The organism is Bradyrhizobium sp. AUGA SZCCT0160 (assembly GCF_018130105.1).
Classification (GTDB): Bacteria; Pseudomonadota; Alphaproteobacteria; order Rhizobiales; family Xanthobacteraceae; genus Bradyrhizobium.
This window is the reverse complement of sequence record NZ_JAFCMD010000013.1, coordinates 151,012-163,949: the sequence shown is the minus strand read 5'-3', so window position 1 is coordinate 163,949 and position 12,938 is coordinate 151,012. Positions and strand designations below refer to the sequence as shown.

Sequence of the window (12,938 nt, the reverse complement as noted above, 5' to 3'; positions counted from 1 at the left end):
CGAACCGGCTAGAACCGGGTCCAGTCTTCAACCGGAACACCATTGAGAAAACGCGCCTTGACGTCGGCAACCGTATCCGGCTTGGCCGCGACTTGCTTGCCATAATCCTTGAGGTCGGCAATGCGATTGACGTTGTCGAGGCTTACTTCGCCGGGAACGAGGGATAGGTCGACGCGCAACATGCGGGCGTGGCCCGCGAGGTCGTTGGACAGTTCGAGCACGCCTTGCGCCTGTGCATGCATTAGAAGTTCGGCGATGCGGCCCTTCCAAAGCCAGCCAGCGAAGCCCGCCTTGAGGGTGCTGCGCCCGGCAAAGGGTGCGGATGTCGTGCCGACACTGAGAATATCGACATGGTTTAGCGGCACCCGGAGCCGGGAGAGCGCTTCGACCAGCGCTGCCATGCTGGGGTTGTTGGCCCATACCCCGCCATCGAGATAGGCGCGATCATCGACTTCCGCTGCACGGAAATAGGTCGGCGCGGCGGCGGTCGCCAAAGCAATGTCGGTTGCCAGATAATCTGCGGCTGCCGTCAGGGCCGGATGGTGATTGGTCCGGAAAATATGAACGCCGCCGGTTCTGGCATGACAGGAGGGAATGACGAGCCGGCACCGTGCGTCGCGAAGAATTTTCCAGGGGGCGCTGTCGAAAGCCGTCGCCAATTCGGATTGCAGGATCTCCTGAGCAAATTTTGGTTTGATCAGCGAACGCAGGGTCGCCAGCAATCTCTGCCCAAGACTCGTCATCGGAAAGACGGTGGGTCCCCGCTGTTCATAAAACTCCAGCATCGTCTGCGCCGAGAGGCCCATGCCGAGTCCGAGCGCCAGTATGCCGCCGGTCGAGGTTCCCGCAATCAGATCAAAATGGTCGGTCAGCTTGCACTTCGTGATCCGTTCCCACTCGGCCAGCACCGCGGCGGTGAAGGTGCCCTTGATGCCGCCGCCGTCCAGCGACAATATTCGAAACGTGCTGCCACTCCGCGGCTCGCCGCGAACCAATGGAAGCCGGCGCAGCTGTTCGACGATGCGGTCGGCGAGGACGTCTCCCTTCAGTGCGGTGGCGAGCGCGAGATTTTCATCTGGATCGAGGCCATTTCTGAGGTTGCGCAGAATTTCAGGGCGATCGCGCAGGTAGCCTTCCGCCGCGCCTCCCATGCTCGCTGCCAAGAAGCACGGCAAACCTCGTTCGCGTGCCAGTTCGAACTCGGCGGGAATTCCGGCGCCGCCCGGATTTTTGTCCCAACCCTTGCCCCCGACGACGACGACCGCGTCACACCGTTCTGCGATCCAGTTGCGCAATCGTTCCAGGTTCTGCGCTTTCTTGTCGTCGCCGCCTTCGGCCGGCACCTCATATACGAGACTGCATGATCGCCACGCCTTCATGTCGACGCCGTACTTGTCCGGCTCGCTGGAAAAGTGCCGGGAAATCGCCATCGTCAGGCAATCGCGTGCACCTCCGGCCTGCTGAAACTCCGCCGCTTGCTGCTGCAGGATCGGCCATATCGTCGGATGGCTGCCATGGATGATGGATCCGCCATCGCGGAAGATACTCGCGCTCAGTCGTGCGACGAACGATCGGATGCTGTCTGGATCGGCGCCGTCGGGAATGGATCCAGACAGCCAGATTCGGGCACCCTTGAGTGGGGCAGCAGAAGAGTCGGCCATATGGTCAATTCCTTCCACTTCGTTGCGGTAGATTAACTCTCGCGCGATCGATTTCTTTCGGATCGATGTGGGAACGCGGATCGCCTGCGCGGGGATCTTCGCGCCAGTTTCCAGCGCCGAGCGAGCCTCCGACGCTTGAGTCCGGCACCGGGAGAAGCTGCTGCATCAAAAGACTGTATGCGGTCTCGCCGCGCAGCGCGTCGAATGTTTCCGGACTGAGATAGGGTCTGACCTGTTTGAGCAGCTTGGCGCAGGCGGAGCCTGTGCTGCCGATCGGATACGCCGGTGTTTTTGGGTGGAAGCTGCGGAAGATTCGAAACTCCCGTTCGACGCCTTCCATGCCGCCAATGAAAACCGCAGCGGTAAACTCATATGTCTTTAGACGTGCGAGGCGTTGCGCGCCGAATTCGTTCGCATGGTCCTCCAGCAGATGAACGGGGTACTTTCCTGGCCTGCCGATCATCTCGTAGCGCATCCGTAGCAGGCTTGCGTTGCGCGTGCCTCCTTCGGGCGTCGCAATCGTCCCGTCGGATTCGTGCGCGGGTGTAACGACAACGCTCTGGTCGGCCGATGATGGCTTGACGTAAAGGCCCGACTGAAACATCAGGGTTTTCGGTTTTTTGACTGGTTTTCGCGGCTTTGTCCCGGTGGCGGCGTCATGCTCGATTCTCGATGCCACCTGCCGGACCAGAGGTGTAATCGCCGGATGGCCGCCGTAGACGACCGGATAATGCGCCAGGGCATGGGCGCAAAAGGCCCGCACCGCTTCGCGAACGTTGAGCAGGTTCTGGCTCTGCCAGTACTCCTCCTTTCGGTCCGGATCGGGCTCGCTGGCGGAGAGGAAAACGGGTGGGATGATCATGGGATGACCGTCCATTGCAGCGCAGTCTTCGGATCAAGATACTGCAAGCGAAGGTGTGAGCCGAGGAAGTTCAGGTGATCGGCCTGGCTGTTGGTGATGCCAAGCGGATCATACAACAACTTGCCGCCTGGTATTCCCGCGCTCGCTGCCTGAAATGCCCGTTCAAGATCGCGGCTGGTGGGCACGCCAAGGGCCATATCGATCCGGATGCGCGTAACGTCATCATGCAGCTCGATATGGCGACCGAGATATGGAACCACTTTCCATCCTTTGGTCTGGGCATAGGCCCTGACAGGACTCAGCATCTCCTTTTCCCGGTGCCGTTGCATCGCGGTGCGCATGTCGGCGACCCGACGCAGGACTTGCTTGATACCCGTCGGGGTCAAGGCCGTGACGACACCATTCTGGGCTGTCGCGTTTTTCGCGTTGAGCATAAGCGGCATGAAGAATGCGCCTTCCCTCATCCGCTGCACTTTGGGCCAGACCACCTGGATGCCGCTGACGCCGGCCTGATCCGCGAATGCGATCTCCTGCTGCACATAGGGGCGATGCTTGACGTTGGGGCTGTTCAGCAACACAACGGCGTCACTGTCCGCCAGTTCCTGCAACAGTTCCTCCTGGAATACCGCCCCCGGGCGAATCGAAATTGTGTCCATGAAGACGGTGTACCAACGCGCCGTGAAGGCTTCACGTAATTGCTGCGCTACCGCGCTCGAATCCATCCGGGCATAACTGATGAAAATCTTCCGCTTGGAGCGCTGCAGCCCGAGCGATTCGAGCACGAGTCCGGCAAGCTCGCCGATGTCGGCCGGATCACTCAACTCGAAGCCGTTGAACTCCGTGACCCCTTGGGGAGCGACCGTCGTGAAGGTGCGCAGATCGGCGACAACAGGAATGATCGGAACAGAGCGCTTCTTCGCTGCGGCAATTGCATCGATCTCGCTGGTGCCCATGCCTCTGCGGCAAAGGACGATGGCCACAGCATGCGCATCGACTGGCACAGAGTTGATGCGGCTCTGACCGACGATATCAAGCCGTTCTCCGGATTCACGCAGGTTGCGCGTCCGGCTGCGCAATTCCTTGACGAGCCTGGCGCGCCGGGAATCCTCTTTCGCGCCGATAATGATCGCAAAAAAATCGGTCATAAGAAATAACCTCTTTTGATTGATCTAATACAGATGCAATCTCTGGAGATAATAGCGACAACTATCGCTCGTTTCATCGAGAAAATTATCTGCGCAGCTTATGGCTTCGGCTGGGCTAATCTCGTGTCGGCGCCCAACTTCGCTTGTTGCCGCCGTTACATCAACAGGCCGGACATCCGGAGCAGGGCATAGCCGGCGATCAGGCCGAGATAGATCGGCCAGATCGACCAGGAGCAGAGCGCCTTGGAGTAGTGTCCAGTGCCGGCAGTCGGCGTTAGATCGAAGCAATCGCCGCGGGTATAGGTCCCCGCGCGAATCTTGGTGGCCACGGAATTGTAGAGCTGGCGATAGGATTTTTCGCGGCCGAGATAGGCGGCGTCGACCATACAGAAGATGACGATCGGGATGATCGCGTATGCGACGATATTGTCGTTCTTCAAGGCGCCGGCAAAGCTGAAGAGGGCGCTGACGATGGCCAGACACCACGTCTTGCACTGCGCGCTGTTGCCGGCAAGCCGGGTGATGATTGCCTGCAAATAGTTCAGATGCGCGATGACCGCAGCGTTATCGGCCGGATAGAAAGCCGAAGGGGGCTTTTCCTCTGGAGGAAGTGCCATGATCACAGCCTCTTTGGTCGGTCCGGGGTTCTGGACTGATCCAGACTTTAAAGGAGATGCGACCTCGATTGTACAGCCGTTGGTTGTCGTATGAAAGAGCCAAGGCGCAGGTCAGGCGTTGAGCCCTATCGCAGCGACAATCCGGTCGCCGCCTCCAGCTCCGTGATCGCCTGCGCCGCATTGAGCACCTTGATCGTGGTCATGCCCATTTCGCGCGCCGGCTTCAGGTTGACGCCGAGATCGTCGAGATAGACGCAGTTTTTGGGATCGACCTGCAACGTCTCGACCATCATCTGGTAGATGCGCGGGTCGGGCTTGCGCAGGCCGATCTTGGCGGACTCGATGACGTGATCGAACAGCACCATGACCTCGGCGACATAGAGCGAACGGCCGCTGCGGCTGCCGATCGCGTTGGCCGGAAGATTGTTGGTGATGCAGCCGGTCTTGAATTTGGCCTTCACGCGTTTGAGCGCCTCGACCATTTCGGGGCGTAGATCGCCCGAGAGCAGAGGCAACACATCGCTGCCGCGGACCTCGGCGCCCAGCACCTTCGATTCCGTGGCGAACAGCGCATCGAAGGCTTCGATATCGACTTCGGCGCGCTCGAATTTCGCCCAGGCGTTTTCCAGATGATTGGCCGCGTTGGTGCGCCGGATGATATCGGCGGGCAGCCCGCGTTCGGTCTCGAACCGCGTAAAGGCCTCGAACGGCGAGGTGGTCAGCACCCCGCCGAAATCCCAGATCACCGCCTCGACCATTGTTTCCCCGCCATATCTATACGCGACGGGGGAGCGGCTAACACGGAATGCCCTTCGGAGCCAGTCCGATCCGCGGCTTGGCGATGTCGGTTGCGCGGGGTATTGCTGCGGCCATGAAAGTCCTCGCTCGAGTAATTGCCAGTCTTGCGCTGCTGGTGGTCGCGCCCGCTCACGCCATCGTGGGCGGTGGCGCGCCATCCGCCGACGGCGTCGGTCGTTCGGTCGTCACCATCGTCGGTTCCCGCGGCAATTTCTGCACCGGCGCGGTGATCGCGCCCAAAATCGTGCTGACCGCGGCACACTGCGTGCAGCCCGGTGCCGATTACAAGATCGTCGAATATGGCGCCGACAAGCAGCCGTCGTTGCAGGACGTCAAGAGCGTCGCCATTCATCCCGGCTTCAAGATGCAGGCGATGCTGGCGCACCGGGCGACCGCCGATGTGGCGCTGCTGCAACTGGGTTCACCCGTCAAAGGCAAGACGCCATCGACGCTCGGCATGCCCAATATTCCAATTCTTGTCGGCAGCCGCTTTACGATCGCCGGCATCGGCGTCACGACGCGCGGCGATGGCAAGAGCGGCGGCACCATCCGCGCCGCCGGATTGGTCGCAACCGGCAAGCCGGGGACGCTGCAGATTCGACTGATCGATCCCGTGAGCCAGGGCACGCGCGACGGGCTCGGCGCCTGCACGGGAGACTCTGGTGGGCCGGTATTCGAGGACAAGCAATCAGGTCCGGCCATCGTCGGCGTCGTCAGCTGGTCGACCGGGCCCAATAGCTCGGCCGGTTGCGGCGGGCTCACCGGCGTCACGCCGCTGACGCTTTACCGCGACTGGCTGGTGCAGACCGCGCGGCAATGGGGCGCGGGGTTGTAGCTACGATTCGTAGGGTGAGCAAAGGCGCGCTTCGCGCCGTGCCCATATCATACTCCGTCATCCGAGTGGTGGGCACGCTTCGCTTTGCCCACCCTACGATTCTGCCGCTGCCGTCAGTGCCCCGCCGCCTTGTTCGCCGCCGCGTTGTTGAGCACGATCAGGCCGTCGACGGCGACGCCGACTTTGCTGTTGATCAGGAACGGATTGACGTCGATCGACGCAATGCGGGTTCCCGCGTCCGCCATCAGATTGGATAGCCCGACCAGCGCTTTCACCGCGGAAGCCTCGTGCAGCGCGGGCTTGCCGCGATAGCCCTTCATCTTGACGCCGGCCTTGGTCTTGCCGATCAGCTGTTTCGCCTCGTCGGCATCGAGCGGCGCGCCGGCAAGCGCCACGTCCTTCATCAGTTCGATATCGACGCCGCCGGTGCCGAACAGCACCACGGGGCCCATCTCGGCATCGAGCGAGGCGCCGACCACGAGTTCGAGGTCGGACTTGACCTGCTGCGCGATCAAAATGCCTTCGAGCTTCGGCTTGTTCTTCAGCTTCTTGACCCGCGCGGTGATGTCGTTGAACGCCTTCTTCACCTCGGCGGCGCTGTTGATGTTCAGCACCACACCGCCAATGTCCGATTTGTGCAGGATCTCGGCGCTGACCACCTTGGCGACCACGGGGAAGCCGATTTTTTTGGCGATCTTCACCGCATCCGCGGCGGTCTGCGCGATCTCTTCCTTTGAGACGGGAATGCCGTAGGCCTTTAGCAGCTTTTTCGAGGCGACTTCGTCGAGCGCCGCGGCGCCATTGGCGCCTTTTAGCGTCTTCTCCAGCACGGCACGCGCGGAAGCCTTCGAACTCGACGCGATCTCCGGCACGACCTTGCGCAGCGAGGCATATTCGATCAGCGACTTGATCGCACCCACCGCGCGGTCGAGGCCCTGCATGACCGCGATGTTCGGCAGCGACTTGCGCAGGCCCTTGGTGAACTCGGTAAAGCCGATCGACATCGCGCTGATATAGACCACGGGCTTGCTGGCCGCGCCCGCCATGTCGTTGACGATACGCAAATTGCGCTCGCGCAGTTCGTGCGGCGCCTTCGGCAGTTCGGCGTCGATGATCACGATATCGGTGTCGGGATCGTCGATCATGATCTTGATCGACTGCATGTAGACGGAGGGGTCGACTACCGCGGCAAATCCGGCATCGAGCGGATTGCCGACGATGCTGCCCGGTCCGAGCATCTTTGCGAGTTTCTCGGTGGCGTCCGCGCTCAGCGGTGCGAAGTTGAGCCCGGCGGAATCGAACGCGTCGATCAAGAGGCCGCGCTTGCCGCCCGACAGCGACACGCCGGCGAGACGATTGCTCTTCGGCGGTTCGGCATGCACGAAACATTCGGTGGTCTCGATCAGTTCGTCGAGGCCGCGAACGCGGATCACACCCTCGCGCGTCGAGATCGCATCGAAGGTTTGGATGGAGCCGGCGAGCGCGCCGGTATGCGCCATCGCCGCCGCACGGCCGCCCTCGGAGGCACCGAGCTTGAGCGCGATCACCGGCTTGCCGGCGGCACGCGCAGCCTTGCAGGCCTCCCGGAACACTTTGGTGTTCCGCACGCCTTCGAGATAGACCACGATCACGCGGATACTTGGATCGGCCGCGAAATAGGCCATCAGGTCCGGAGTCTCGAGCCCGGTCTCGTTGCCGGTCGTGACCATGTAGCCGACACCGACGCCGCGATCTTCCAGCGCCTGCCGGATCGCCATCACGATCGCGCCGGATTGCCCGGCGATTGCGACGGGACCTGCTTCCATCGTCACGATGCGGTCATCGATGTTGGTGAACAGGTTTTCGCCCGCGCTCAGATTGCCGAGGCAATTCGGGCCGGTGACGGCAAGGCCGGTTTCACGCACCGCCTCTTTCAGTTCGACCGCAAGCCGCTGGCTGTCGGCGTCCTGCAACTCGCTGAAACCCGAGGTGACGATGGTGGCGGAACGCGCACCGGCGGCCGCGGCGTCGCGGATCACCTGCACCGCGAAACGCGCCGGCACCAGCACCAGCACGTGGTCGGGTTTCTCCGGCAGGCTGGCGAAATCCTTGTAACAGGGGGCGCCCCAGATCGTTTCGCGCTTGGCGTTAACAGGGAACAGCTTGCCCTTGTATTGGTACTTGACCAGATTGTTCCAGATGCGCTCGGCATAGTTCCCGGGTTTGTCGGTCGCACCGACCAGCACGATGTTGCGCGGGTGGAGCATGGCATGGATGCTTTTGACGATGTCGCTGGCGTCGGACGAGGGCGACCAGTTTTCAGCCGAATGCGACGCGTTGACTACCCGAGCTTCCATGGAGCGTGCCCTTACCTTGTTGTTTCCTTTGGCAGACGGCGATCTCGTGCGATCGCTTCGGCCATGCGTTTTCATTCTTTTTATTGAGACTTGAGGAGGGTGGCAACACGCGTTGGCCCGATAGCGCCCTTTGCGCAGCGCACGATATCCCGGCAGGCGGAGTATTCATCGTCGCCCCGGGATTGACGGGCGGATGAACTCAGGGAACAGGCCCGATCAAGATGGCGTGCAGGAGATAGCGATCCGGCCCCGGCGTCAGCGCCTCGAACGGCCAGCAGGTCGACAGCACCAGTCCATATCCCTCGCCCATCGGATCGATGCCCGAGGCATCGAAGCGAACGATGGAAGTCGAATCCGCGCGATATCGGAATTTCTTGCCATCGCGGCGCGTGACGTCGATCTCGTCGCCGATGGCGACATTTTGCAGGAAGCGGAAATGCGTATCTCGGTGCGCGGAGTAGACGGCGACGCCGCGCTCGCCCGCATCGGGTGTGTTCTCGACATGGCCCGGGCCGAACGCGAGCGCCTGGCCGCTGCTGCCCGCCAGCACGATGGTGCTGGCATGGATCCGCTTTACTTCGATGCGGGCCACCGGCCAGGTGTCCGCCCATGACCACGGTTTTGTCTCGCGGCCGGTGACGATGGATTCGGTGAACGCGCGCTCCAGCAGGATCTGCGCGAGCGTCGCCTTGGCGTGGATGTAGCCGCCTTGGCCGAGCAGGATGAGGCCGGCGACGGCGAGGAGGAGAGGGAGGATGAAGCGACACATTTGGAACCTCCCGTCATTGCGAGCCACCGGGTCGCGCGGATGCGCGCCCGATGACAGGCTCCGCGAAGCAATCCATACTTTCTTTGCCGCGCGGTGGATTGTTTCGCTGCGCTCGCAATGACGGTTCGAAAAAAAGTCGCGCGCGCGACCCTGGGGGACGGAGGGCCGCGCGCGCATTCGGGAGGAGCTTGGGGGGCCTCCTCCGTCAAGGGGGCGTCAGGGGATCAACGCCTGGCGCCGATTGAACGCGAACAGGACAAGACTGAATATGAGGAAGATCACACCCAGGATCATTCTCAGTTCGGCATCGGTCGCGGTCTTCGGGAGCTGGACCGTGTTCGGCGCTGCCGTGACCGCAGGGGCCGCGCGTTTCAACGCCGCGACCTGAACCCTGGCCTCGCCGGCCTCGGCGCGACGTTCAGTCGGCGCTGCCGGCAGCCGCTGGCGTTCACCGAACACTTTGGCGAAATCCCACCCGGCCGGCAGGTTGATCGGCAGTTCCGAAACTTTCAGCGGTTCGCCTTCGGGACGGCTCGGCGTCTTGTCGACCGCGACGAGGCTGGTCAGCCGCGTCACCAGTTGATGATCGAGTGCGAGCGCGAGGATGGTCTTGTCGGCATCCTCCGGGCTCTCCTGCCGTGTGGTGCGCGCAACTTCGGCATCGGCAATCTTGCGCCGCGCCCATAGTTTCGACAGGCCCTTGCCCTCGGCCGCGCTCGCCAGCGGAAGCGTCACCACCCACGGACGGTCACCGATCCGGCCCTTGATCTCGACCGAGCCGGCGAGCTTGTCGAGTTTGGCGGCAAGAATCAGCGGCTCATCGAGGTAGAGGTCCGGGATCGGCGATGGGGTGATGTCGGCGGTGGGGTCGGAGAATTTGGCGGTGAGGTTGGTCACCGCGGGATTCTCCAGTTTCGAGAACAGCCCACGCATGCGCTCCTCGACCTGTTCCACCGAGCCGATATGGGTGAAGGCGCCGCGGCCGAGTTCGGCGGCACGCGTCATCAGATGGGTGTTCGGGGCCGAGCCGATGCCGACCATGAAGATGCGCGAGCGGCCACGCAGCGCGTTGATGGTCTCGAACAATTGCTGCTCATTGCCGATCGCGCCGTCGGTCAGGAACACGACCTGGCGGACATAATTGGAATCGCCAACGCTGTCGCTGAGCGCGGCGCGCATCGCCGGCACCATTTCGGTGCCCCCATTGGCCTGCAGCGCGCCGACGAACGAGGTCGCTTGACCGACACGCTCGCGGTCGGCCGGCACCGAGGCCGGGAACAGCATCTCCATGGTGTGATCGAAGCGGATCACGTTGAAGCGGTCGGCAGGCTGCAGGCGGCCGAGCGCGTAAGTGAGGCTGGCCTTGGCCTGGATGATCGAGACGCCGCCCATCGAGCCGGAATTGTCGATCACGAAGATCACCTCGCGCGGCAGTGGCTTCCTGTCGTTCTGTTCGACCGAAGGCGGCGTCACGAAGGCAAGCAGATAATCGCTGCCGCCGACATGTTCGCGAAACAGGCCGACCGACGGCGCCTTCTCCGCGGCAGGCTTCCAGGTGAGTTCAAAGTCGCGATCCGCCGGCACCACGCCTTCGGCGAGCTTGATGATGAACGTGCTGCCGTCGGGGCTTTCGGTCTTGATGGTGTGATGATGGCTCTTGATCTCGCCGATCGGGAATCCGGCCTGCAGGCGAACCGTGATACTTGTCGGATTGACCGGCGCGTTGGTCGCGGGATCGAGCACCTGCGGAGAGATGCGGTCGCGGTGCGGCACCGGATCGGATTTGCTGGCGCCCCAGCCGCCGCCGGGGCGGAAGTCGACGCTCTGCACCACGGGTGCGGGATTGTAGCGCGGCCCGATCACCATCGGCAGCCGCAGCGAGAATTCATTGCCGCTCTGTGCTACCTGCTCCTGATACTCGATCTGCACCAGCACGGTTTCGCCGGGGCCGATATTGGCGACCGAATTGGTGAAGATATTCGGCCGTTCCTGTTCGGTCAGCGCCGCCTTCTGTCCGTTGCGTGCCGCTTGCTCATAGATGATGCGGGCCTGCTGCCGCTCCTTGATGTCGCCGACGATGACGCGGTCGCCGACCACCATCTTCAGCGTATCGACGGCGCCGCCGGACGGCAGCGGATAGACGTAAACCGCCTCGACCCAGTCTTGCGTCGGGTTGCGGAAAACCTGCGTGACGCGGGCGCGGACCGTGGGGCCGGACACGGTGATGTCGACATCGATGCCAAGCCGCGAGGCGTCGGCGTAGCCGTCCTCGGTCTTCAGCAGCAGCGAACCGGAACGGGCATCGCCCGGCTTGAGGAAAGTGGTCTGCGCGCGCTCGGCGGACCAGGCCGGTAAACTCAAAAATAAGGCCGCAAATCCGATCAGCAGTGCGGCGGCGCCTTCAAAGGCGAAGAACAGTATTACGCGCATTTTGCGCGACAGGCGCGAACGCCTGTCGGGCTGGATTTCACCGCAGATCGTCATTTCCTTCTCCCGTGCGACGTGTTCGTCGTGCAGGAAATCTCCGGTAACGCGCTGACGGGCGCGAGCGGAATGATCGGCATTGTTCAGCCTGACGCCAGCGCCGTGCGCCACGGCAGGGGCGGCTTTGTGCGGGTTTGTGATGGATTGTGCGTCTGGTAGACTGCCCAAACAGGCCGAACAGGGGTGACGATGCCGACGCCGGACAAGCAGCTTTCCGCCGAACAAAGCCGGCAGATCGCCGATACCATTCGGGAAGAGATCGCCCGCCGCCGCATCTCCCGGCAATCGTTGGCCGAACTCGCAAAACTCAGTCTTTCGACGCTGGAAAAGGTGCTCGGCGGCCGCCGTCCATTCACACTCGCGACCACGGTCCGGCTCGAACAGGCGCTCGGCGTATCCCTGCGCAAGACGGTGGATGCGCCGGCGCCGGCCGCGCCGGTCAATGGCGACATCGCGCCAGATGGATTGGGCGCCTATTCGCGCCGCGCGGTGGCGTGGATCGAAGGCGCTTATGTCACGATACGGCCGTCGTTCGGCGACAAGGACGCGATCTTCGCCTACCTCACCGAGATTGTCTGGAGTGATGCGGCCTCGTCGCTCGTGTTCCACGAAGGCGAGCGGCAGGATGCCTTGTACACCCAATTCGGCGAAGTCGCGGTGCCGAACCAGTCCGGCCACATCTATCTCGTCACCAACCGGAACGGTCAGCATCGCCTGATCACGGTGGCGCGCGTGGCGATATCCGGCGAAATGTACGGCATCATCACCACGCTGCTGGCAGGGCGCGGCTCCATGCTGACGCCGATTGCCGCTCCAATCGCGTATGTCCCGACCAAGATGGTCGCAAACCCGAGTTTTGGGCGCATTTCGTCCGATAATGCCAATTATGCGCTGTATCGCGAACGTCTGCGGCGGACGATCGACGAGCCGTTTGCCATGTTTTTGCCTGGTTAGAGTCTGTTTTTGACGCGTTTCTTGACGCGCTATCGTCCCTTGTAATTCCCGCGCAAAGGGCCTATATCCCGCTTATTCGAATTGTCGTTTGCCTTGTTGACTACGCCGACACCGGCCCATCCCCAAGACATCGTTGAAATCGGATCAAGCTCACGCGGAGGTCGTGTGAGCAAAGCGCATTCGCGCATCTTGGAGATAGTTACATGGCTACCGGAACAGTTAAGTGGTTTAACGCGACCAAGGGTTTTGGCTTCATTCAGCCCGACGATGGTGGAACGGACGTGTTCGTTCACATCTCGGCTGTCGAACGCGCAGGCCTGAGCTCGCTCAACGAAGGTCAGAAGATCTCGTTCGAAGCGAAGAAGGACCCGATGCGCGGCAAGACCAGCGCTGAGAACCTTCGCGTCGACTAACAAAGGTTGCTGATTACGGATTACCACGGATGTACTGGGATCCTCTAATTAGCCTCTGATACAG

11 protein-coding genes are annotated in these 12,938 nt (G+C 62.1%); 3 read left to right on the top strand and 8 right to left on the bottom strand.

Annotated features, from left to right (window positions below):
• Positions 1–8 precede the first annotated feature (8 nt).
• The 5 genes from JQ558_RS21540 to JQ558_RS21520 all read right to left on the bottom strand — a co-directional run bounded on the left by JQ558_RS21540 (position 9) and on the right by JQ558_RS21520 (position 5,043).
• On the bottom strand, positions 9–1,661 hold the full coding sequence (locus JQ558_RS21540) for a CBASS cGAMP-activated phospholipase (protein WP_212294923.1): 1,653 nt from the start codon (positions 1,659–1,661) through the stop codon (positions 9–11).
• Positions 1,662–1,665: 4 nt separating this feature from the next.
• Positions 1,666–2,538, bottom strand: coding sequence for a hypothetical protein (locus tag JQ558_RS21535; RefSeq protein ID WP_212294921.1), 873 nt, complete (start codon positions 2,536–2,538; stop codon positions 1,666–1,668).
• A complete protein-coding gene (locus JQ558_RS21530; protein ID WP_212294919.1) occupies positions 2,520–3,668 on the bottom strand; it encodes a toll/interleukin-1 receptor domain-containing protein in 1,149 nt (382 codons plus the stop codon). Before JQ558_RS21530 ends, JQ558_RS21535 begins: the two co-directional genes overlap by 19 nt.
• A gap of 155 nt (positions 3,669–3,823) precedes the next feature.
• Positions 3,824–4,285, bottom strand: coding sequence for a hypothetical protein (locus JQ558_RS21525; RefSeq protein WP_212294917.1), 462 nt, complete (start codon positions 4,283–4,285; stop codon positions 3,824–3,826).
• A gap of 125 nt (positions 4,286–4,410) precedes the next feature.
• On the bottom strand, positions 4,411–5,043 hold the full coding sequence (locus tag JQ558_RS21520) for an HAD-IA family hydrolase (RefSeq protein ID WP_212274118.1): 633 nt from the start codon (positions 5,041–5,043) through the stop codon (positions 4,411–4,413).
• Positions 5,044–5,156: 113 nt separating this feature from the next.
• Here JQ558_RS21520 and JQ558_RS21515 point away from each other — a divergent pair, with 113 nt between their 5' ends.
• Positions 5,157–5,918, top strand: coding sequence for a trypsin-like serine protease (locus tag JQ558_RS21515; protein WP_212294915.1), 762 nt, complete (start codon positions 5,157–5,159; stop codon positions 5,916–5,918).
• Positions 5,919–6,031: 113 nt separating this feature from the next.
• Here the strand turns inward: JQ558_RS21515 and JQ558_RS21510 are convergent, their stop codons facing one another.
• From JQ558_RS21510 to JQ558_RS21500, 3 genes are all read right to left on the bottom strand, one after another.
• Complete coding sequence (locus JQ558_RS21510; RefSeq protein ID WP_212294913.1) at positions 6,032–8,254, bottom strand: acetate--CoA ligase family protein; 2,223 nt, start codon at positions 8,252–8,254, stop codon at positions 6,032–6,034.
• A 199-nt stretch (positions 8,255–8,453) separates the two neighbouring features.
• Positions 8,454–9,023 carry a class GN sortase gene (locus JQ558_RS21505; protein ID WP_212295001.1) on the bottom strand — a complete coding sequence of 190 codons (570 nt, stop codon included), beginning with the start codon at positions 9,021–9,023 and terminating at the stop codon, positions 8,454–8,456.
• A 216-nt stretch (positions 9,024–9,239) separates the two neighbouring features.
• Positions 9,240–11,453, bottom strand: a complete 2,214-nt coding sequence (locus JQ558_RS21500; RefSeq protein ID WP_249142576.1) for a marine proteobacterial sortase target protein — start codon at positions 11,451–11,453, stop codon at positions 9,240–9,242.
• A gap of 243 nt (positions 11,454–11,696) precedes the next feature.
• Between JQ558_RS21500 and JQ558_RS21495 the strand changes: the two genes are divergently transcribed.
• Together JQ558_RS21495 and JQ558_RS21490 are read left to right on the top strand one after the other, a co-directional pair.
• Positions 11,697–12,461, top strand: coding sequence for a helix-turn-helix transcriptional regulator (locus tag JQ558_RS21495; RefSeq protein WP_212294909.1), 765 nt, complete (start codon positions 11,697–11,699; stop codon positions 12,459–12,461).
• A gap of 203 nt (positions 12,462–12,664) precedes the next feature.
• The gene (locus JQ558_RS21490) at positions 12,665–12,874 is read left to right on the top strand and encodes a cold-shock protein (protein WP_192735591.1); all 210 of its coding nucleotides are present in this window, start codon (positions 12,665–12,667) and stop codon (positions 12,872–12,874) included.
• The last annotated feature ends 64 nt before the right edge of the window (positions 12,875–12,938 follow it).

Bases quoted from the DNA above. Each gene is read 5' to 3' on its own strand.
- JQ558_RS21540 (WP_212294923.1), bottom strand. From the start codon at position 1,661: ATGGCCGACTCTTCTGCTGCCCCACTCAAGGGTGCCCGAATCTGGCTG.
- JQ558_RS21535 (WP_212294921.1), bottom strand. From the start codon at position 2,538: ATGGACGGTCATCCCATGATCATCCCACCCGTTTTCCTCTCCGCCAGC.
- JQ558_RS21530 (WP_212294919.1), bottom strand. From the start codon at position 3,668: ATGACCGATTTTTTTGCGATCATTATCGGCGCGAAAGAGGATTCCCGG.
- JQ558_RS21525 (WP_212294917.1), bottom strand. From the start codon at position 4,285: ATGGCACTTCCTCCAGAGGAAAAGCCCCCTTCGGCTTTCTATCCGGCC.
- JQ558_RS21520 (WP_212274118.1), bottom strand. From the start codon at position 5,043: ATGGTCGAGGCGGTGATCTGGGATTTCGGCGGGGTGCTGACCACCTCG.
- JQ558_RS21515 (WP_212294915.1), top strand. From the start codon at position 5,157: ATGAAAGTCCTCGCTCGAGTAATTGCCAGTCTTGCGCTGCTGGTGGTC.
- JQ558_RS21510 (WP_212294913.1), bottom strand. From the start codon at position 8,254: ATGGAAGCTCGGGTAGTCAACGCGTCGCATTCGGCTGAAAACTGGTCG.
- JQ558_RS21505 (WP_212295001.1), bottom strand. From the start codon at position 9,023: ATGTGTCGCTTCATCCTCCCTCTCCTCCTCGCCGTCGCCGGCCTCATC.
- JQ558_RS21500 (WP_249142576.1), bottom strand. From the start codon at position 11,453: ATGCGCGTAATACTGTTCTTCGCCTTTGAAGGCGCCGCCGCACTGCTG.
- JQ558_RS21495 (WP_212294909.1), top strand. From the start codon at position 11,697: ATGCCGACGCCGGACAAGCAGCTTTCCGCCGAACAAAGCCGGCAGATC.
- JQ558_RS21490 (WP_192735591.1), top strand. From the start codon at position 12,665: ATGGCTACCGGAACAGTTAAGTGGTTTAACGCGACCAAGGGTTTTGGC.